The organism is Pseudomonas sp. sp1636, assembly GCF_030376615.1.
Taxonomy (GTDB): domain Bacteria; phylum Pseudomonadota; class Gammaproteobacteria; order Pseudomonadales; family Pseudomonadaceae; genus Aquipseudomonas.
The window spans coordinates 19,105-36,864 of the sequence record NZ_JARRAB010000009.1 but is presented as its reverse complement, the minus strand read 5'-3'; the positions used below and the strand labels follow the sequence as shown (position 1 = coordinate 36,864).

Annotated in this window: 18 protein-coding genes; 5 read left to right on the top strand and 13 right to left on the bottom strand. The window is 59.0% G+C overall.

Annotated elements, in window-relative coordinates; genetic code table 11:
- Positions 1–45 precede the first annotated feature (45 nt).
- On the bottom strand, positions 46–1,872 hold the full coding sequence (locus P8H27_RS10675; protein WP_289637372.1) for a long-chain-acyl-CoA synthetase: 1,827 nt from the start codon (positions 1,870–1,872) through the stop codon (positions 46–48).
- Between the two features lie 160 nt (positions 1,873–2,032).
- On the opposite strand from P8H27_RS10675, the gene P8H27_RS10670 reads away from it, so the two are divergent.
- On the top strand, positions 2,033–3,088 hold the full coding sequence (locus P8H27_RS10670) for an AraC family transcriptional regulator (protein ID WP_289637370.1): 1,056 nt from the start codon (positions 2,033–2,035) through the stop codon (positions 3,086–3,088).
- Between the two features lie 398 nt (positions 3,089–3,486).
- On the opposite strand, the gene P8H27_RS10665 is transcribed toward P8H27_RS10670, so the two are convergent.
- Positions 3,487–3,990, bottom strand: a complete 504-nt coding sequence (locus P8H27_RS10665; protein ID WP_289637368.1) for a hypothetical protein — start codon at positions 3,988–3,990, stop codon at positions 3,487–3,489.
- 92 nt (positions 3,991–4,082) lie between these two features.
- Entirely contained in the window at positions 4,083–4,637 is a 555-nt protein-coding gene (locus P8H27_RS10660; RefSeq protein ID WP_289637367.1) for a hypothetical protein, read from the bottom strand.
- A gap of 147 nt (positions 4,638–4,784) precedes the next feature.
- On the opposite strand from P8H27_RS10660, the gene P8H27_RS10655 reads away from it, so the two are divergent.
- Positions 4,785–6,337 (top strand): IS3 family transposase gene (locus P8H27_RS10655; RefSeq protein WP_289637366.1). Its coding sequence is split into 2 segments (ribosomal slippage): positions 4,785–5,247 and positions 5,247–6,337, totalling 1,554 coding nucleotides; the frame shifts between segments, so codons are not numbered across the junction.
- Here P8H27_RS10655 and P8H27_RS10650 read toward each other — a convergent pair.
- From P8H27_RS10650 to P8H27_RS10615, 8 genes are all read right to left on the bottom strand, one after another.
- Entirely contained in the window at positions 6,251–6,784 is a 534-nt protein-coding gene (locus P8H27_RS10650) for a hypothetical protein (protein WP_289637365.1), read from the bottom strand. The genes P8H27_RS10655 and P8H27_RS10650 overlap by 87 nt on opposite strands.
- A 12-nt stretch (positions 6,785–6,796) precedes the next feature.
- The gene (locus tag P8H27_RS10645; RefSeq protein WP_289637364.1) at positions 6,797–7,324 is read right to left on the bottom strand and encodes a PAAR domain-containing protein; all 528 of its coding nucleotides are present in this window, start codon (positions 7,322–7,324) and stop codon (positions 6,797–6,799) included.
- A gap of 467 nt (positions 7,325–7,791) precedes the next feature.
- Positions 7,792–8,655, bottom strand: a complete 864-nt coding sequence (locus P8H27_RS10640; RefSeq protein ID WP_289637363.1) for an HNH endonuclease — start codon at positions 8,653–8,655, stop codon at positions 7,792–7,794.
- Positions 8,652–10,193, bottom strand: a complete 1,542-nt coding sequence (locus P8H27_RS10635) for an AAA family ATPase (protein ID WP_289637362.1) — start codon at positions 10,191–10,193, stop codon at positions 8,652–8,654. The genes P8H27_RS10640 and P8H27_RS10635 overlap by 4 nt, the downstream gene beginning before the upstream one ends.
- A gap of 336 nt (positions 10,194–10,529) precedes the next feature.
- Complete coding sequence (locus P8H27_RS10630; protein ID WP_289637360.1) at positions 10,530–11,039, bottom strand: ProQ/FinO family protein; 510 nt, start codon at positions 11,037–11,039, stop codon at positions 10,530–10,532.
- A 277-nt stretch (positions 11,040–11,316) separates the two neighbouring features.
- The gene (locus P8H27_RS10625) at positions 11,317–12,099 is read right to left on the bottom strand and encodes a toll/interleukin-1 receptor domain-containing protein (RefSeq protein ID WP_289637358.1); all 783 of its coding nucleotides are present in this window, start codon (positions 12,097–12,099) and stop codon (positions 11,317–11,319) included.
- Positions 12,100–12,123: 24 nt separating this feature from the next.
- A complete protein-coding gene (locus tag P8H27_RS10620) occupies positions 12,124–12,390 on the bottom strand; it encodes a hypothetical protein (RefSeq protein ID WP_289637356.1) in 267 nt (88 codons plus the stop codon).
- A 9-nt stretch (positions 12,391–12,399) separates the two neighbouring features.
- A complete protein-coding gene (locus P8H27_RS10615; protein WP_289637354.1) occupies positions 12,400–12,645 on the bottom strand; it encodes a hypothetical protein in 246 nt (81 codons plus the stop codon).
- Between the two features lie 1,252 nt (positions 12,646–13,897).
- Between P8H27_RS10615 and P8H27_RS10610 the strand changes: the two genes are divergently transcribed.
- The 3 genes from P8H27_RS10610 to P8H27_RS10600 all read left to right on the top strand — a co-directional run bounded on the left by P8H27_RS10610 (position 13,898) and on the right by P8H27_RS10600 (position 15,478).
- Positions 13,898–14,167 (top strand): hypothetical protein, encoded by a 270-nt coding sequence (locus P8H27_RS10610; RefSeq protein WP_289637353.1) that lies wholly within the window; start codon positions 13,898–13,900, stop codon positions 14,165–14,167.
- On the top strand, positions 14,160–14,456 hold the full coding sequence (locus P8H27_RS10605) for a LasR-specific antiactivator QslA (protein WP_289637351.1): 297 nt from the start codon (positions 14,160–14,162) through the stop codon (positions 14,454–14,456). Before P8H27_RS10610 ends, P8H27_RS10605 begins: the two co-directional genes overlap by 8 nt.
- Before the next feature lie 458 nt (positions 14,457–14,914).
- A complete protein-coding gene (locus P8H27_RS10600; RefSeq protein ID WP_289637350.1) occupies positions 14,915–15,478 on the top strand; it encodes a cysteine hydrolase family protein in 564 nt (187 codons plus the stop codon).
- Positions 15,479–15,946: 468 nt separating this feature from the next.
- Here P8H27_RS10600 and P8H27_RS10595 read toward each other — a convergent pair whose 3' ends face one another.
- Together P8H27_RS10595 and P8H27_RS10590 are read right to left on the bottom strand one after the other, a co-directional pair.
- Positions 15,947–16,741, bottom strand: coding sequence for an acyl-CoA thioesterase II (locus P8H27_RS10595; protein ID WP_289637348.1), 795 nt, complete (start codon positions 16,739–16,741; stop codon positions 15,947–15,949).
- 52 nt (positions 16,742–16,793) lie between these two features.
- Positions 16,794–17,624 (bottom strand): S9 family peptidase, encoded by an 831-nt coding sequence (locus P8H27_RS10590; RefSeq protein WP_289637347.1) that lies wholly within the window; start codon positions 17,622–17,624, stop codon positions 16,794–16,796.
- Between the last annotated feature and the right edge of the window lie 136 nt (positions 17,625–17,760).

Sequence of the window (17,760 nt, the reverse complement as noted above, 5' to 3'; positions counted from 1 at the left end):
TGAAAATATGAACAATAAATCACTCCCCTTTTCCCCACTTAGGCCTTAGTAACGGTAGCCACCGGCGGCGATGGCCGCCTGCAGCTCGCGGGTCAGCGGCACATAGCGGTCACCACCGGGCAGCCAGGCATACAGCGGGTCGCTGCAGCGTTCGAGGTCATAGGCCTGCTCCTTCAACGGCGCCTTCTTGTGCTTGAAGGTGCCTGTGGTTTCCATTTGCGCGCTCAGACGCAAGAACAGCGGCACTGCGTAGGCCGGCAGTTGCTGGCGCAGATGCGTGAGTAGAGCGTGGAAGTCGAAGTCCTGCGGCGGGCAATCCAGGCGGATGCAGGCCATGCCGGCGCGGCCATTGGTGTTGGCCACCTCGACGCCGTAGACCACGGTTTCGCTGACCTGCGCGACGCCGTCGAGCACCGCCTCGACCTGGGTGGTGGAGACGTTCTCGCCCTTCCAGCGAAAGGTATCGCCCAGGCGGTCGACGAACTGCGCATGGCGAAAGCCCATGTTGCGCATCAGGTCGCCGGTGTTGAACCAGGCGTCGCCCGATTCGAACACGTCGCGCAGGATGCAGCGCTCGGTGTCGCGAGCATTGGTGTAACCGTGAAACGGCGACTTGTCGGTGATCTTGCCCAGCAGAAGACCAGCCTCGCCCTTGGCCACGCGCTGCAGGTGGCCGTTCTCACGCAGCGGCGCCTCACGCTCCTGGTCGTAGCGGACGATGGCGTAGGGATAGGGCGAGAAGCCCACGGTGTTGTCCAGATTGAGCAGGTTGGTGAAGCCGATGTTGCCCTCGCTGGAGGCATACAGCTCGACCACCCGCTCGACCGCGAAGCGCTGTTTGAACGTCTGCCAGATGCTCGGGCGCAGGCCATTGCCGACCATCACGCGGATCGGGTTGTCGACATCGTCGGAGCGTACGGGCTGGTCGAGCAGGTAGCGGCACAGCTCGCCAACGTAGCCGAAGGCGGTCGCCCGGTGGCGCTGCACCTCGTCCCAGAAACGGCTGGCGCTGAACTTGCGCACCATGATCAGCGCCCCCTGGCCGGCCAACACCGAACCCCAGCACACCACCATGGCGGTGGCGTGGTAGAAGGGCAGGCTGACATACATGCGATCCTCGCGGCCCAGGCGCACGGCAGCGAAGCCAAAGGCACCGTAGCCCTTCATAAAGCGCCCGTGGTTGAACACCACGGCCTTCGGCAGCCCGGTGGTGCCCGAGGTGTAGATGTAGAAGCAGGGGTCGTCGGCGCGCACCGCGCGTTCCAGCAGCGGCGCGTCGGCGGGATAGTCGTGCAGCGCAGCGGCCGGATTCTGCCAGCCGGCCGGCACCTCGCCGGGATCGCGCCAAGTCGGGCGGTCGGCAAAGTAGTGGCAGGCGTCGGCGGGCAGCGCCACCTCGCCTGCGACTTCGCTGAAGGCGCAGAACAGTTCCTCGCCGACCAGCACCATGCGTGGCGCCGCCAGGGCGATGCTGTGGGCAAGTATGCGGCCACGCTGGCTGCTGTTGATCAGCGCGCTGACCGCACCGAGCTTGGCACAGGCGACAACCCCGGCGAGCAACTCGAAGCGGTTCTCGAACATCAGCGCCACGCTGTCGCCCTGGCGCAGACCCTGGGCACGCAGATAGTGCGCCAACTGGTTGGCCCAGCTGTCGAACTCGGCGTAGCTGAGTTGTTCGTCGTCCTGAATCAGCGCCACGCCGTTCGGGTTGTCGCGCGCCGCCGCCTCAATGCAACTGGCCAGGTTGGCGGGATAGTCGCCACGGCTGCGGTTGCCGATATACAGCCCCTTGACGATGCCCGGCAGGTCGACGAGCAGGCGTGGCAGGCGGGACAGCAGGCGGGGCAAGGTGATCAGGTCGGCATGACTCATGGCGCAAGACTCCAGGCGGTACGAAGTACTCGGTGTTGTTTGCCGGTCAATCTAGTCAGTCGACGCGGTGCTGTTAATAGCCTGGGGTCGCATCGCAATGGCAATTTGTCTCAGGTTCGGCGCACAATCGAACGCCCCTTGACTGAAAAGAGGATTGCCCATGCCGCTGGTATACACGCCTAGCGCGACTGCCTCGCAGTTGCTGGATCTGTACCTGTCGCTGCAGGGGTTCGCCCTGATCGGCCCGGACGATCTGCAAGAACTGGGCGTCGAACCGGAACAGTTGAAGAACGTGGACATGCGCGTGCCGGTGCACTGGGCATTGCACCTCTGGCAGCGTGCGGCCAGCCGTGGCGCGCGCCCTGAGATCGGCCTACTGGTCGGCCAACAGCGCCATTTGCACACCCGCGGGCCAGTCGCCCAACTGGCCGCGCAGAGCGCCACGCTGGGCGAGTCGATAGAACTGTTTTGCCGCTATATCCCGGTAATGAGCGAGTGCGAGAACCTGCGCGTCGAGCCATTGGGCGGGCGGGTGCGTATCCATTTCCTGTTCAACGCGCCGCTGCTCGGCCACGCCGTAGCCTGCGAGCACAGCGTCAGTTCGGCGCTGTGCTGGGCGCGTCAGCTCACCAACGTGCGGCTGATGCCGCAGGCCGTGGGCTTTCGCCACGCGGCACTGGCGGTGCCGGCGATCTATCGACAGGTGTTCGGGGTGCAACCACGCTTCGGCGAGGCGTTCGATTACCTGGATCTTCTGGAGACTGATCTGCTGCTACCGATACCGGGTGCCAACGCCTACCTCAAGGGGCTGATGCAGCAACGCGTGAGTGCCATGCAGGCCCAGTTGCCGGCGCAGCACAGCACCCGTCTGCAGGTGTTGCAGCTGATCGAGCAGAGCCTGCTCGGTGGCGATCTGTCGGCGCAGAGCGTGGCGCTGCGCCTGGGTATCAGCAGGCAAACCCTGCATCGCCACCTGCGCGAGGAGGACTGCTGCTTCTCCGAACTACTGGCCCAGGTGCGGCGCCAGCATGCGCTGCAACGTCTGCAGCAGCCGGGTTGCCGGATTGAGGCACTCAGCCGCGAGCTGGGCTTCGCCGAGCCGAGTGCCTTCTACAAGGCGTTCAAGGGCTGGTTCGGCCAGTCGCCCAAGGCCTACCAACAGCACACCCGGATCAATGGGGCCAGGATCAATGGGGTCAGCGTCATTGATTCTTAGCTTCCCGATACTCCGCAGACTTTCTGTCCCCCCCCCAGGGGAATCGCCCGCCGCCTGTCTTGGCTTCGATTTTGGCCTTGAACCGATCATCGCCCAAAACCCACACCTTGTTCGCGGCCTCACGGATTACAGTCACTTCCCGCTCCGGCGCTCTATCCCAAAACAGTGGCCGCTAGGCACTCTGCCACCCCACTTCCGGGTTGCCTAGCTAAAATCAATGACTCTGGCCCCATTGATTGATCGATCTTGTTGCCAACGACATGGCGCTCGTTAGGGCTGAACCGTGCGGGGGCATAGAGCGACACCGCCAGCAGCAGTCGACGTCTATCCGTGTCGTGTTTTTATCGTCCGATGACCTTGCAGGAGAGCGTGAGCCTGAAGGCCCAAGTGATCATGGGTTAGCGCGCCTTGCGCTCGGCTTCCTCAATTTCGGCGAAGGCCTTGCGATACTCGGACTGGGAGGCGTATTCGCCGACCACTTTTTCGGCGGAGCCGCCCGACACTAGGTCACCGCTCTTTGCGTCGCGCGCAAAGGTGATCACATAGCGTTGGCCGTGCAGTTCGAGGAAAAGGTTGTGGTAGTCCTGCGGCTTGTTGGGCTCGGCGAAGGCGCTGTAGGCATAACGGACGCGCTTGCTTAAATCTGGAGGATCATCGAGCAGCGACTCTCTCTCGAGTTCGGGGAACTCCCAACGGAGTCGGCTACTGGCGATCAGCGGAAGCTCTTCGTACTGCGCGGAAGTAAAAGGCATGGATTTGCTGCGCAGCATGGTGACATTGCTGGCGCCGCCATCCACTTCGATATGACGGGGCTGGTACATCCCGCTGGCGAACCACTGGCTGGCATCGAACATCTCTTCGACCTCGAAGCCGCCGTAATACATCATGATTTTCTTGGGCATAGTGCCCTCCTTGGCATTCAGATAAAGCCCGGCGCCGATGATCGCAGCCAGGGCCAGGGTCCATAAAAGCCGCTTCCGCGGCCTCAAGCGCTTCATAGTGGCCGGTACTCCCGCAACGTGGCCGGAACGCCCGTGGGCGTGTCACCGGCACGGACACCGCGTACGGCGCCTTCATCGTCCAGCGGGTAACCGATCAATCGATCGTTCTTATCGCGGCTGTCGGCATGCCGCACTATGGCTTCATCCTGAGCGGTGGCGGTTTTACGCGGTGGCAGCGGGACTTTCTCGTTGGGCAGTAGGACGTTGTCATCCTTCTTTTCCAGCCGATAAGCCGTCAGGCGTTTCCGATAACCGCTGAGTTGGAGCTCGTAGCGATCGAGTGCCTGTTCATCCGCTGCGACTTTCCCCCTCGCGCTTTCCACCCCGGCCCTGTCGCTGAGATCCCCATACGTCTGGTCGTAGTTGCTGCGCCGTGGAAACGCCCAGACCGTGGCCTGGGTGCTATTGGCCATGAGCTGAGCCAGGCTTTTTTCGTACAGCGGGTCTTCGTCTTCACCGACCTGCAGGTCAGCCTGGATGCCGAGGCCGGTACGGCAGGCGTAGGAATAGACCTTGGCGCCGAGATCGAAAGCCTCCGGTTTGAGCATCTGCGCCTGGGCATCGCGCAGGCGGTAGCTGTCGACCTTGTCCAGTTCATAACCGAATTCGATGGAACCGACCCCCCGGTGTCAGGCTAGTTGTCGCCTGAGCTGATTTATCAAAACGATAGATCGGGGGCGTCAAAGAGAGCTGCAATGTCGAGCTATTCACCTGAGCGTAAAGCTGCCCTTATCCGTAAATTACTACCACCACAAAACATGACTGTGGCCGAGTTGTCGCGTCAAGAAGGCATCTGCCAAGCCACCCTGTATGCTTGGCGCACTAAGCTCAAAGCAGGAGGCGCAGTAGTGCCTGGAGACAAAAACAAAGCCGATAACTGGCCAGCTGAAGCCAAGTTCGCTGCGGTGCTGCATGCGGCGACCTTGAGCGAGATCGAGCTCAGCGAATACTGTCGCAGCAAAGGCTTGTATCCCGAGCAAATCAGCGCGTGGCGCCAAGCCTGCATTACCGGCCAGATGTCCGCCAAAGCGCAGCTCAAGGCTGAGCGTGAACAGGCCCGTGCGGACAAGAAACGCATCGCCGAGCTGGAGCGTGAGCTGCGGCGCAAGGACAAGGCGCTGGCGGAAACTGCCGCCATCCTGGTGTTGCGAAAAAAGATGAATGCCTTCTGGGGAAACGACGGCGAGGACGTCTGACCTCACTGCCAGAACGGCAACAACTCGTTGAACGCTTCAACCACGCCGTCGCTTCTGGTGCGCGCAAGGCGGTTGCCTGCGCAGAGGTCGGACTGTCGCTACGCAGCCTGCAACGCTGGGCACTGACACCTGTCATACAGGCCGATGAACGTACGACCACGCTACGCCCGCGACCGCTCAATGCCCTGAGCGCTGAGGAGCGCCGCACCATCCTGGATGTCTGCAACAGCCCGCCATTCGCCAGCTTGCCGCCGAGTCAGATCGTGCCGAGGCTGGCCGATCAAGGCCGTTACCTGGCCTCAGAGGCGACCTTTTACCGTGTACTGAAAGCCGCTGATCAGCAGCATCAACGCGGCCGCAGCCATGCGCCGCACAAGCACGCCGCGCCGACCACGCACAGCGCAACGAAGAGCAACCAGGTCTGGTCGTGGGACATCACCTACCTGCAGTCGCCGGTGCGCGGGCAGTATTACTACCTGTATTTGATCGAGGACATCTACAGCCGCAAGGCCGTGGGCTGGGAGGTTTACGAGCACGAAAGCGGCGAGCGGGCGGCCGAACTGATGCAGCGCACCGTGCTCGGCGAGCGCTGCGCGGGTCAACCCCTGGTGCTGCACTCGGACAATGGCGCGCCGATGAAATCGGTGACGCTGCTGAGCAAGCTGTACGACCTGGGCATCACCCCATCGCGCGGACGACCGCGGGTGAGCAACGACAACCCCTACTCTGAGTCGCTGTTTAGAACCCTGAAATACTGCCCGCAATGGCCGCAGGATGGCTTTGCCGATTTGGACGCAGCACGCAGCTGGGTGCGCGACTTTATCCGCTGGTACAACCATGAACACCGCCACAGTCGCATCCGCTTCGTGACCCCGGCGCAGCGTCATCGTGGCGAGGATCATCAGGTGCTGGCCAAGCGTCATGTGCTGTACCAGCAAGCCCGTCATAAACACCCGCATCGCTGGTCAGGGGCCACGCGAAATTGGCAACCTATCGGCGCCGTCACACTCAACCCAGAGCGGGAGAAGCCGCCACTGAAAATAGCAGCTTAAAAACACGGCTGACGCGACAACTACCTTGCAAAACGCCGCGACCAGGCCATGGGAGAAGAAGTCGAGTTGCTTGATCTCGCGCTTCTTGCCGATGCGCTGGTTGATGAAGTCGACCAGCTGCGCGATGGAGTCCAGTTCGCGGTACTTGGCGCCGTAGCGCGACTCGACCACGACCTTGACCCGGTCCAGCAGCTGGCGCTCGTAGTCCTCGGTGAAGATCAGGAAGATGCGTTGGGTCGAATCGTTGGCGGTCGCGGGCGGGTACAGACGGGCTTGGCGGATACCCTGATTGATAAAACGCATCTTGTTGCCTTTCTGCCCGCGCAGGCTCTCCAGCAATGTCATAGGCGAGGCGCCGACCACGGTGATGAAGTCCTGCTGCAGTGAGACCGGAATCAGCGTGGTGCCGTGCTGCGCACTGGTCTTGCCCTGATGAGGCTGAGTCATTGGGTTCCGTCCTTAGAAGTCGATACCTTTGCTCTTGAGGTAGTTGGCCGCATCCCGGCCCCAGCGCACGACCACCGACTGCGCTTCGTCGGTAAACACCCGCTCGGTGTTGCCGTAGCCGTTGGTGTAGCCGACAAAGCGCTGGCCGTCGCTGCACTCCACGCAGTAGAGCGCGCCTTCGACCGGCTGGCCGCCATTTTCGTCGACGAGTTGGTACTGCTCGCTGTGCCTGGGCAGTATCTGCGGCGCGGTGAAAGGCGCGGCACCCGCTTGAGTGCCGACCAACACATCACCCGAACCGGTGACGATGATGCCGCCATGCGCCGTGGCGCTGCCCTGGAAAGCGATCGGTTTGCCGTTGATCAGGATGCTACCGATGCCCTCCGTAACCGCGTCGCCGCAGGCCGTGCTATCGCCGACCCGCAAGGCGGGCAGGTTATTGATCAGCACATCGGGCGAGCCGCTGGTGGTGGGGTTGGTGCCGTGGCCTGGGAGAGGGCAGGCATTCAAATCGCTGAGACGGGAGGCTGGTTTGGCCATAGATGACATCCTTGTTCAATGATGTGGGCAATCCTATCGGGTATCGGATATTCCCCGTGTGGCTAAGTTCACCTTTGCCGCAGCGGACAGCGATTGGCTTGATTGCCTGCCGATGGCCGCAATTAATCGGCTGTAAATTGCGCAAGTTTTTGCGCAGCTTGCAGGACGATCTTGCCGGGCAAGGGCGGCCCAGGCTCGCTAGAGGCCAAGCAGGCCTGCCTGGCCAGGTGGTTGACACCGGCGGTAGATAGCAAGCGCCCCGCCGCCCCGCCTCTACTCAGGTTGAGGTGCTGAGAGGCGGGGGGGTCAGAAAGTCTGCGGAGTATCGGGAAGCTAAGAATCAATGACACTGACCTTATTGATCGGGTTCGGTCTGGTCACTCGATGTGGACGGGGTAGAAATCGGCAGGAGCGGTCAGTCGCGACAGGCAGGAACCGGCCAAAAGCTGCCTGTCGCGACCGGGTAATTACGGCCAGAATTCGGCATTGCAAAACAAGGCGTCATCCGCCAAGGCTTCGTAAAGCACCTTCTTCCATCCATTGATCAGCAAGCTAGCTGCATTAGCGCCTGAACGGAGGAAATCAGAGAACGCTTCTGGGGGCTGCTTGCTGAAATAGTTCACACGCAAGTCCATCAGGATGCTGAGTTCTGAGCTCGCTTGGATGCTGTAGCGCTCGGCAATCCCGAACAGGTCAAAATGATTAACTACCCTGGCCGTGTCCTCATCACTCCAGTCATCCGGTGGACTGGCGCTGTAGATGATCGTGCAGGGGCTGGTATGGGATATGGAAACACTGATCCACCTTTCCTCGAAAAATTGTCGTTTATCCAGGTACGGATGAAGCGGCTGCCGATGCGGGTGGTCAATCAGGGGGTTGCGCTTGTCAGTGTTGCAATCACGGCAGGCAGGGATCAGGTTCTGGGGAACGATCGCCAGCTTCGGATAGTTGGCTTTTGGCAAATAGTGATCCAGCGTTCGAGGCTGCCCTATTCCTCCACATGTCGGACAATGGTCACCTGCAGCCACCAAGATAGAGTCGTATAGCGCTCGTCCAGGCTCTCGCTGCACCATGTAGTATTCATATAGGTGAACCAACTCGCTTTTTCGAATGTCATCGATCACGAAGGGATCTTCCCCCTTGGCCACCCTCAAATAGGGTAACTCCCAGGTCGATCCGGCAGCGACTCTTGCGATGAATTCAGCGGCGTTGGCTGTGATACCTGGAAGAATGCCCCTCATCCTGTCTCGCTGTTGATCATCGATGATCGCAGCGGTGCAGGCCATGTAGGCCTCCTCAGGGGTGCAGTTTGGGGCTAACAGTTGCTTCATGCCTGCCCCTTCGAATCACGCTCAGCGATTAACGCCCGAAGCACTGCCTGCCCTTCGAGCCCCAATCTCCCACCAAATTTTCGAAGGATAGCCTCAAAGCTTTGTTCCTCGGCAGCTTCAGCAGCAAGCAGTGTATGAAAACCCGAGGATGCCACCTCCAAGCCAAAAACTTCTCGGGTCAGAATCCCTACGTTCTCACCGAACGTCTCGACTGTTGGCCGCTGTGCTGATGCCACCAAATTAGACCGATGAATTTTCCATACACACGACGCAGGAATTTCTTGGAGCACTACGGGCGAATGCGTGGCCACGATCGCTACACCGTTGCGATCCAGAAGCAACTCACTCAACGCCCGAATCAATGCCGATAGCAGCGGCGGATGCAAATGGCTCTCGGGTTCATCCATCAGGACGAGAGTTTTTTCTTCGACCCGTTCGACTAGCTTGGTGATAGTCAGCAGCACGATCGAATGGCCAGAGCTGAGGTTTGAAAAAACTTCGTCAGCTGCCGTAATCCATTCTTCGCCACTCAAGGACAGGAGCCGTTCGAATCCCAAACCTGCGAAATTCTCGTCAGACTGCAGGGTTGTGACGGCCTGCCGCCAGCGATTACGCTTATACGTATCCCGCAGGCACCCTCTCATACCGGCAATGAAGTCAGATTTGAGGGCGTCCCGGCGCTTCAACTCATGCCATGCGTCCTCACCTTTTGACTTTAATCCGACATAGAAAAAGCAGGTGCCTTTGGCTGGGTCAGGCTGTTCCGGAGGCGGGTCAAAGGGGTCAAATGCGCTAAAGGATACGAGCACTACGCTGCTGAAAAAATCCGGGGCAATAATCGCCCGCTGCTGCCCCCAAAACTGAACCTGGGAGATGGCATCTGCACCAGTGTGGCCGGTATGAATGGCTTTGGTGATGCCGTTGAGGATGGTGGTTTTTCCGATGCCATTTCGCCCGATCAGCGCGTGCACATTTGTTTGGGGCGTCGAATCAACGTCTACATCGAAACTCAACTCAATCCCGGCGGTAGAGCTGTCAGCTTGCTTCTTGTAGACGAAGGAAAAATTGGTTCGGACAGCACCACCAAGAAGGACTCGCGTAAATTGATTTTTGACACTGGTCAGGCTGATATCGCGCAACAACGAGATTGAGAACACCGGCTCATCTTTTATCGTTTCCAGAATTTCAGGGTTGGCAACGATGTCATTCATTCCACGTAGGAAGTCAAACCGCAGCGACCCCGAGGATGAGTTCGCAATTTTCTGGTAGTACTCGACATTGGTACCGAGTGAAAAGAAGCCCTCTGGAAGCCCCTCAAAAGAATCCGGAAGCTTGGATCGAGTGGACGTGGAAGTATCCTGTCCTTTGAACCCGATCTTGACGTTCTCAAGGTCGTGGGCTTGGCCAAATTCGTCAAATACGATCACATAGAACATCGTGATGAAGCTGTGATCGTTCCAGCGGTCGTATTTCAGGTAAGCAGCACCGACGCCGGCGCTTGGGAATTTATCTTCCCTGCTTAGTATGTGAAATTCCATTTTTCCCTGCTCGTAGTAGAGCCCTATGCTCAACAGCCAACATGATCGGATTGCATGGATGATGTCATTTCGATCTCACAACCACAAATTATTGGCTGTAAAGCCGGGACTCAACGCAGAATCTCAGAAGGATTACAGCATCGACCTTCTCCTCGCGCTAATGGTGTCTGACAACTAGAGGGACAGATTTATTTATTGAGCTGGCCGTCCGCTTTTGGCCGGCAGCGGGCACATCTGACAGGCGGTACCCGTCACTTGCCGCTCTTCGAACCGCCTCATCATCGCCTCGCGCGCCTTGTCAGTGATTGGGCGACTCGGCGCCGAGCGCGAGTGATTTTAATCCACGATCTGTTCCACAGCGGTATCGACGGCCTTGTCCTGTATACGCTCTTTCGGCTTTGTCTGATTACGTCGTGCTTGTCCGCGCTGCCGCTTGGCCTGCTGTTTAGCATGCAGCGCCTGAGCCGCCGTCACCATGCCAACTGCCTGGCCGCTTAAGTCCAAGCGCGGCGCATTCTCCGTCATGCTCGCCCAGTATCGACTTCCTCGGCACCAGGTAGCGATGCCCTGCTTGAGCTGTTCGCAGGATATTCCGAGCAGCTCCAGGTGTTGCTCGGCATCCTTGAAAATGCCCTCCTTTAACGGAGCCTTGGGGGCCGGATTGACCGGGAAGGCCAATGGAAAGTGCTTCTGCAATCGCCAGATCGCTTCGACCGCAGGATCTTGCTCGCTAGGCTTCGTCTGCAGAGAAGGATTCCGCATACGCTGCTTCGTACTATCAGTCTTTACCTGCACTTTTTCGGCCCGCAGGCGGTCGCGTAGCTCAGCTAGTTGTTCAAAACCCATCGTTCAGTTCGCAGCTTCATGGTTGATTCGTGGTGCAAGGTTATCCCATTCAGTCTTTTGACACAGCCTGGGCCGAAAGCGGACTGCATCCAAGGGGTGCTATCGGCCAGGAGCGGACCGTCGAGGGCGTTTACGAAATCAGGGGCGATTCAGCCTACAGACACTTTTGCTAGCTGATCGCCGGAGCTGTCTGTAAGTGCAAAGTTTTCAAGGCGGGCAGCCGTATTTGCACGGGGGTGCTGACGGTAGCCACCCCTTACAAAGATATGCGACCGCCCTATTCCTCAAAAGGAAGAACAGCCGCTGCAATCTTTTCCGCAATCTCAGCAACAGAATCATGAGCAGTCGTAAAGCCAGCGAGATCAGGCAGTATCCCGCTGTATTGCCTAACGTCATCAAATGTAACGCCGTGAAGCACGGGAATAAGAGTGGATTTGTTCAGCAAAGCCCCCAACTCCCGCTCGGTCCAGAACCTCCCAGTAAGATATGCCGGGGTCAACAGCGCTATACCGGTTCTAGCCTTCCTCAAGCCTGCATCCATCTGAAGTGACTGGCTTCGGCCTGGAACAATGGCTACCTCATCAAACCAAACAGCCACCCCAAGCCCCTCCAAACAGGACCGCAGTTCGCCTGCCATGTGAGCACCATCAATCCGGGCATAGCTCAAGAACGAGTCGTATTCCCTAGGGTCGGCGAACGCAACTGCCTGATGCACCCGATCCGCCAGTTGCCTCTCTGAGTCGGTGTATTGGAGCGAGCCCGTGGACGAACGTAAGCTGCGATTAAGTTCAGCAATGAGCTTTGCGTTGTGCTGAGCAGCACGGCGGTTGTGCGCATTGACTTCAACCTCAACTTTTCGATTGTGCGCTTCAACATTGTGGTTATGGGCGTTTATCTGCGCCTGAACCTTTCGGTTATGTGCATCAATCTGACGATTGTGAGCTTCAACTCGCCGCTTGTTTTCACGATTTACCCGGTCAACCTCACGATTTAGCTGCTGCCGTGCTTTGCGCTCCGCCTCACGAATGCGACGCAGCAATTCAGCCTGACTAATTGCCATAGATCACCTCCTGCTTCCGCCTTACTAGCGGAGCTTGTTAGTTAGCCAGTCGTTAACATCTTGAGGACCTTGCCCGTAGTAGGGGCAAGACAGGCTGATTACGTACAGGTTGTCGTTCTTGTCCAGATAACCGGATAACGAGTTGAAAATCTGTTGAGGCGAGGCCGCGGCTTCGATTGCATATGAAGATTCTGAGAGTCGAGCCCAAGGGTATTCCTTAACAGCCTTCAGAATCTGGCTATGCCGCTGCCCGGGATTATTGAGGTCATAGGTGACGAGATATGTAGCCATGACTCCTCCTCAGCGCTTCTTGTTGGACTGAGAAAGGGTTGAGGCAGCGAGAGCCTTGGTGGTCTCGCTGTACTTCTCCGACAGGAGCACCCGAGACGCTTTCGCCTCCATCGCTTTTCCGGTTTCTTTGGACGAAGAGGACTGGGAAAGGACTGACCCAGCGAGACTCTTGGCGATGGCCGATGCATTCGGGTCACGCAGCGTTTCCGCCGCCTGCTTGGCGACGCCTGAGGACGTTTGCTTGGAATTTGGCATGATAGGCTCTCCTATGTTGCCGGTTCAGTAGAACCAAACCCTAAAAGGAGAACCGTTCAGCAGTTGAGCAGTTGACGCTTCCGCCACTTGTTGGCTCAATGTGAACCCTTATCAGGATCTAGCACGGTCACTACCGTCTGGCCTCTGGTGGTGCGAATGGGTACGTTTCGGTCGCCAAACTTCTACGTACTCATTCGCAGACTTTACCTTCTGCTCAGCCCTCATTCGAGGCAGTAGCTACGCTGAAAAACCCAACATATAGGTGTCTTCAGCGCTTGAAACACAAGATAGTGCGGTGTCTGCACAAGCGCAAGCCTATAAATCTCGACTGCCTGTGGATAAATCTGTGGGTTAATTTGGGGTAAGTTTCGCAACGCCCCGCCAATACTGTGTTTTTCACCAGTGTACCGTTCGTCGCCCAATTAAAATTTTCCACAGCAGGAAAAGTGGCTGCTACCGTCTGGAGCATTCCCAGCAGACAGAAACAGCTCTCACGATTAAAACGTCTCACAAGCGCCCCGCCTTAGACGACGTTCATTTCGCTGCGCCCTGAAGAGCGTTCTTGGAAAGGGAGCTAGATTGGAGGAACAATCGGGGATCACGGTATTGATGCTGATGGGCAGCTCTTGGCCGTTTTCTGCCTGTCGCCACCGCCTGCTCCGGGCCGGCTGCTGCCGGTTGTGATCGGCCAGCCAGGTAGCCTGAATACGGCACAGGTGGAAAACGCTCCGCGGGTTTTCCACCCTACGTGGATTTGACGGCTGTGTAGGGTGGACAACGTTTACTTGTCCACCAGCTTCTGCGATTGGCCGGTTCCTGCCAGTCAGGATAGACCGAACCAAGCCACTCATGGCCGGCTCAAGTCAACCTGACTGATTGCTATCGCCCTTCGGGCTTGCCCATCACTCCGCACGGGGCTAGAGTGCGCCGGTCACGGTCAATCCCGTGGCCGGGTGTCAGAACCTGACTGTCTGGGGCGCGGTAGCGCCATAGCTGAATAGCCGGCGCTTTTTTTGTGTCTGGCTATCGCATTTCTATGGTGGGCCGTGCGGGGCAGGCTTCGGCCTGGCCGGTTCCCTCGGACGCCGGTTTCTGACCCCCGTACGGTCCGCCACCCAACCGTGTCAGAACGGCGGTGACGGCTCCTTAATCAGTTCGAGGAGCATAAGGAAAATGCGCTACCCACCTTTTACCCAAGGGCTCCACCTTGGGCTTTGCTGTTTGTCATCCGCCTCCGCCCTGGAGGTGCGTCATGACTAGTTCCAACCCTGTTGTTATCCCCTTCCCGAAACGTGTCGAGCCGCTTGATTGCGGCACTGTCACTGCCTGTCATTTTCAGGCGGCGGCCGAGTTGCGGGTGGCGATGCTGCACAAGATGTTCAACATTCTGGCTCGCTCGGGAGTGGCTGCACCCGCCGCAACGGACTTGCACGAGCTCTGCCAGAACGCCCGCGAGCTGCTCAACGATGTGGTGGTGCTGTACCGCAGTTCGTTGGCACAGGGGAGGGCTGGCGATGACTAAGCCCTGTACCAGTTACCTGCCCAGCCACGACGGCCAGAGCGGCGCGGCGATCGAGTGGCCGTGGGATTGCCAGCAGGCCTTCGACAAGGGCGTGACCTGCGCCCAGACCTGGCTGAGCAACGACGACACCGGCTGGCTGTGGGCCAACCTGATCATCGAGCGCGACGTGCTGCCTGGCGGGCTGCAACGGCGGGCCTTCGAGGTCGGTTTCCTCAGCCGGGTGCACCAGCGTTTGTGTTCGCCGTTCGGCGGTAATCATCAGGCCAGGAAGACCTGTTTGAGCCTTTGAACCTAGGGCGTTACTCGCTGCAGGCCAGTACGCCGGCAGCTATCAACCAAGTTGCGCAAGTTATTGCGCAACTTGGTTTTTTGCTGTGAATCGGGCCATAAACCCACGATATTCAATTGCATCCGCTAGGCGCTTTGTCGCAAGGTTTGTGGGTTAGGACGGAGCAAGGCACAGGCTCAACCCCTGCGGCTGATCGGGATTTATGACAAATGTGGCAATGGCTGCCCGCGTTACCGAGGACAGCCCAGGCTCAGCGTTGACAGCCCGCATGGCCAGCCACTAGTCTGCCCCCATGAAGCCGATCATGCTCGACACCACCACGACTACCGCGACCGCTTATGGCGGGTCGTGGGGTGAATCGTTGAGCTGAAAAAAGCGAACCGACCCCAAGGCCCCGCCAGCGATGGACGGGGCCTTTTCGTTTCTCCGTCCTGACTGGCATATCAAGGAGAGACACCATGCCCAACCCCGCCGCCAAGCGCCCTGCCCTGTTGATCGTCGATATGCAGGTCGGCCTGTTCCACGGCCCGGAGCGGCCCTACCAGGGGCAGCGCGTCCTGGCCAATATCAACCGGCTGATCGGTAAGGCGCGCAGCGCCGACGCCCCGATTTTTGCCGCGCGGCACAGCGGGCCGGCGGGCTCGCCCATCGAGCCGGGCAGCCCGCTCTGGCAGTTGCTGCCCGAGCTGGAAGTGGAGGCGGCGACGGACTGGCTATTCGACAAGACCCGGCCGAGCTGCTTCTTCGCCACCGACCTGGCCGAGCGGCTCGCCTCTGCCGGCGTCGATCGATTGGTCATCGCCGGCATGAAGACCCAGTATTGCATCGACAGCACCTGCCGCATGGCGGCGGAGCTGGGCCTGCAGCCGGTGCTGGTGGCAGACGCGCACACTTGCATGGACACGCCCGTGGCCTCGGCCCAGACCATCATCGAGCACCACAACCTGACCCTGGGCGGCCCCTTCGTGCAGCTGCTGAGCACGGATGAGCTGCAGTTTGGCTCGCCTGCGCGAATGCCGTAGAGAAAGGCTCTGTACCCGCTAGGTGTTGCATGGAGGCGGCAGGTTTTGTCTGCTGCGCATGCTGGTGTGGGCAGGATCAGCAGTACTCGCCACCCCGTAGCCCGGATGCAATCCGGGAAGCGCTGGCAGCCGCACAAGCCTTCCCCGGATTGCATCCGGGCTACAAGGCGCGCGCTGCCAGGGTGGACAGCGCAAAGCCTTCAGCATTAACGCCCCACGTTAAGTGTTTGCAACACGTAACTAGGACATAGCCTAGAGAAAAGGGAGCAGAGCAAACCCATGCCTCGATGAGCAGTGGCGGAAACGCTGCGCGGGTTTTCCACGGGGTGGCCATCCACCCTACGCGAACTTGAGGGTTGGGGAGGGTGGACAATCCTTACTTGTCCGCCCGCCTCTGCGACTGGCTGCAAGGCTGTCGGCTGGCTGGGTTGGGCACAGCAAAACGTCAGACGCCGCCAAGCGTCTTTATCAGCCAAACACACTCACTGTCTGTCGGCTGACCACGGCCACCTTGCCGTTCTTGTCCCACAGGGTGGAATCGATATGGCTATAGCCGTTTGCCGAGCCTTGAATGTCCGCCTGGTATTGCCACCAGTCATTGGCGCTGCAATCGGCCGGCACTTCCACAAAGCTGATAGCCCAGGTCAACGAACTGCCCGAGGCGGGTTTCTTCAACATGCTGAAAACGGCCGGCGGCCAAGCGTCCAGCAGGGCCAACAGTTCCGCCACCGAGATGGCGCCCTCTGCGTCTTCGCGCAACCTGATCCAACCGCCCATTGCCGTTTGCTCCGTCCCCATGAACGGCATCTTGCCCAGGGTATAGCGGTAATCGAAATAGCGGGTGAAGTCCGGGGTCAACCCGGAGATAAATGGGAAGGCTTGCACCTCATCCGGGGCGTAAAAAACCGGTGCCTTGTCAGGTTCCACCCGCACCATGGATTCCCGGTCGCCACCGAAGCTGGCCAGCACCACGGCACAGACCTGGTCGTTTTGATAGGCCGTGGCTTGCACTTGGGTGGCGGCTTTGCCTTCACGCAATACTTTGACGATGACGTCCATTGCACCCGGGGCAACGGGGGCGACAAACGACACCATGATGGAGCGAACCGGTCTGCCTTGCGCCACCTGCGGGGTGATTTTCTCGTACATGGCAGCGGCCACCATGCCGCCAAAGGTAGCTCGACCCTGCCCCCATTTTTCGGGAATGGTCACTGTGCGCGAAGCGCTTTCACGTACCGCCGCCATGGTATCGCCGAAACTCATAATTCATCCCTAATTAGTTAATAAATGAAAAATCAAAGACCACAAACTCGACTCAGGACGCCAGCTTGCCGACAACCAACTGCTTATCCAAAAAACCAATGACTTTTTCAGCGTATTCTTTGGGTTGCGCGGCATACGCATGGGTATGCGTGGCCCCTGGCACTTGCCAGAATTCCGTTTGCGTTCTGTGCCTCAGGGCTTGCCATAACAGTTCCCCATCTTTAACCGGGGTGAATTCATCGGCGTCGCCATAAATCATCAACAGACCTGGGCTGCCCACTAGGTTTTCGGCGGCATGGGTCGGGCGCAAACTGCGCTCGCCGGCGGGATAAACTATTTTGGAAAGCTGTATGCCCAACTTGGGGATCGGGTAGCGGGACCAAAAATGCAATAAGGTCGGAAACGCCGACTCCAGCACCGCCGCCTTGAAGGGGTGTTCAGGCTGCGCCATGGCACACACGCTCATGGCCGCGCCCATGGAGGCACCCACTACCGCCACGGGCAAGTCGGGGTAGCGGGCTTGCAAGGCTTGCCCGGCGGCCAGCACATCCAGTGGATAGTCCATGGTGGTGGAGGTGCTTTCACCAAAGCCATTCAAATCGAAAACCATCACGTGGTAGCCCGCCTGACGTAGCAGTTCGGCGTGCCCATATTTCATCCAGAAGCCTTTGGCCACCACGCCCATGGGATGGGACATCAGCACCGCGCCCTTGGCCTGCGGTGTGTGTGCAGGCGCCAACAGCGCGGCAATGCGGGCGCCGGATTGACTGTCGACACTCAAACGCTGCCAGTGATCCTGGTCGACGCTTTCCGGCCAGCGCCAGGGCCTGGCAAAGCGGCCAAAAAACGGTTTCTTGAATAATCGATAGGCGGTGTTTTTCATGGCGGCAATCCCGTTGTGCTAGCCCGGAGAAGGGCGTGATAGGCCCATAGTGGCCATTGCCCCCAGCAACCACCATGAGCAAAAATGACGAATTACATGCGATTTTTGCCAACCGCACACATGGCTCTGCCACGGG

Coding starts and splice junctions, on each gene's coding strand:
- P8H27_RS10675 (WP_289637372.1), bottom strand. CDS start 1,872: ATGAGTCATGCCGACCTGATCACCTTGCCCCGCCTGCTGTCCCGCCTG.
- P8H27_RS10670 (WP_289637370.1), top strand. CDS start 2,033: ATGCCGCTGGTATACACGCCTAGCGCGACTGCCTCGCAGTTGCTGGAT.
- P8H27_RS10665 (WP_289637368.1), bottom strand. CDS start 3,990: ATGCCCAAGAAAATCATGATGTATTACGGCGGCTTCGAGGTCGAAGAG.
- P8H27_RS10660 (WP_289637367.1), bottom strand. CDS start 4,637: ATGCTCAAACCGGAGGCTTTCGATCTCGGCGCCAAGGTCTATTCCTAC.
- P8H27_RS10650 (WP_289637365.1), bottom strand. CDS start 6,784: ATGACTCAGCCTCATCAGGGCAAGACCAGTGCGCAGCACGGCACCACG.
- P8H27_RS10645 (WP_289637364.1), bottom strand. CDS start 7,324: ATGGCCAAACCAGCCTCCCGTCTCAGCGATTTGAATGCCTGCCCTCTC.
- P8H27_RS10640 (WP_289637363.1), bottom strand. CDS start 8,655: ATGAAGCAACTGTTAGCCCCAAACTGCACCCCTGAGGAGGCCTACATG.
- P8H27_RS10635 (WP_289637362.1), bottom strand. CDS start 10,193: ATGGAATTTCACATACTAAGCAGGGAAGATAAATTCCCAAGCGCCGGC.
- P8H27_RS10630 (WP_289637360.1), bottom strand. CDS start 11,039: ATGGGTTTTGAACAACTAGCTGAGCTACGCGACCGCCTGCGGGCCGAA.
- P8H27_RS10625 (WP_289637358.1), bottom strand. CDS start 12,099: ATGGCAATTAGTCAGGCTGAATTGCTGCGTCGCATTCGTGAGGCGGAG.
- P8H27_RS10620 (WP_289637356.1), bottom strand. CDS start 12,390: ATGGCTACATATCTCGTCACCTATGACCTCAATAATCCCGGGCAGCGG.
- P8H27_RS10615 (WP_289637354.1), bottom strand. CDS start 12,645: ATGCCAAATTCCAAGCAAACGTCCTCAGGCGTCGCCAAGCAGGCGGCG.
- P8H27_RS10610 (WP_289637353.1), top strand. CDS start 13,898: ATGACTAGTTCCAACCCTGTTGTTATCCCCTTCCCGAAACGTGTCGAG.
- P8H27_RS10605 (WP_289637351.1), top strand. CDS start 14,160: ATGACTAAGCCCTGTACCAGTTACCTGCCCAGCCACGACGGCCAGAGC.
- P8H27_RS10600 (WP_289637350.1), top strand. CDS start 14,915: ATGCCCAACCCCGCCGCCAAGCGCCCTGCCCTGTTGATCGTCGATATG.
- P8H27_RS10595 (WP_289637348.1), bottom strand. CDS start 16,741: ATGAGTTTCGGCGATACCATGGCGGCGGTACGTGAAAGCGCTTCGCGC.
- P8H27_RS10590 (WP_289637347.1), bottom strand. CDS start 17,624: ATGAAAAACACCGCCTATCGATTATTCAAGAAACCGTTTTTTGGCCGC.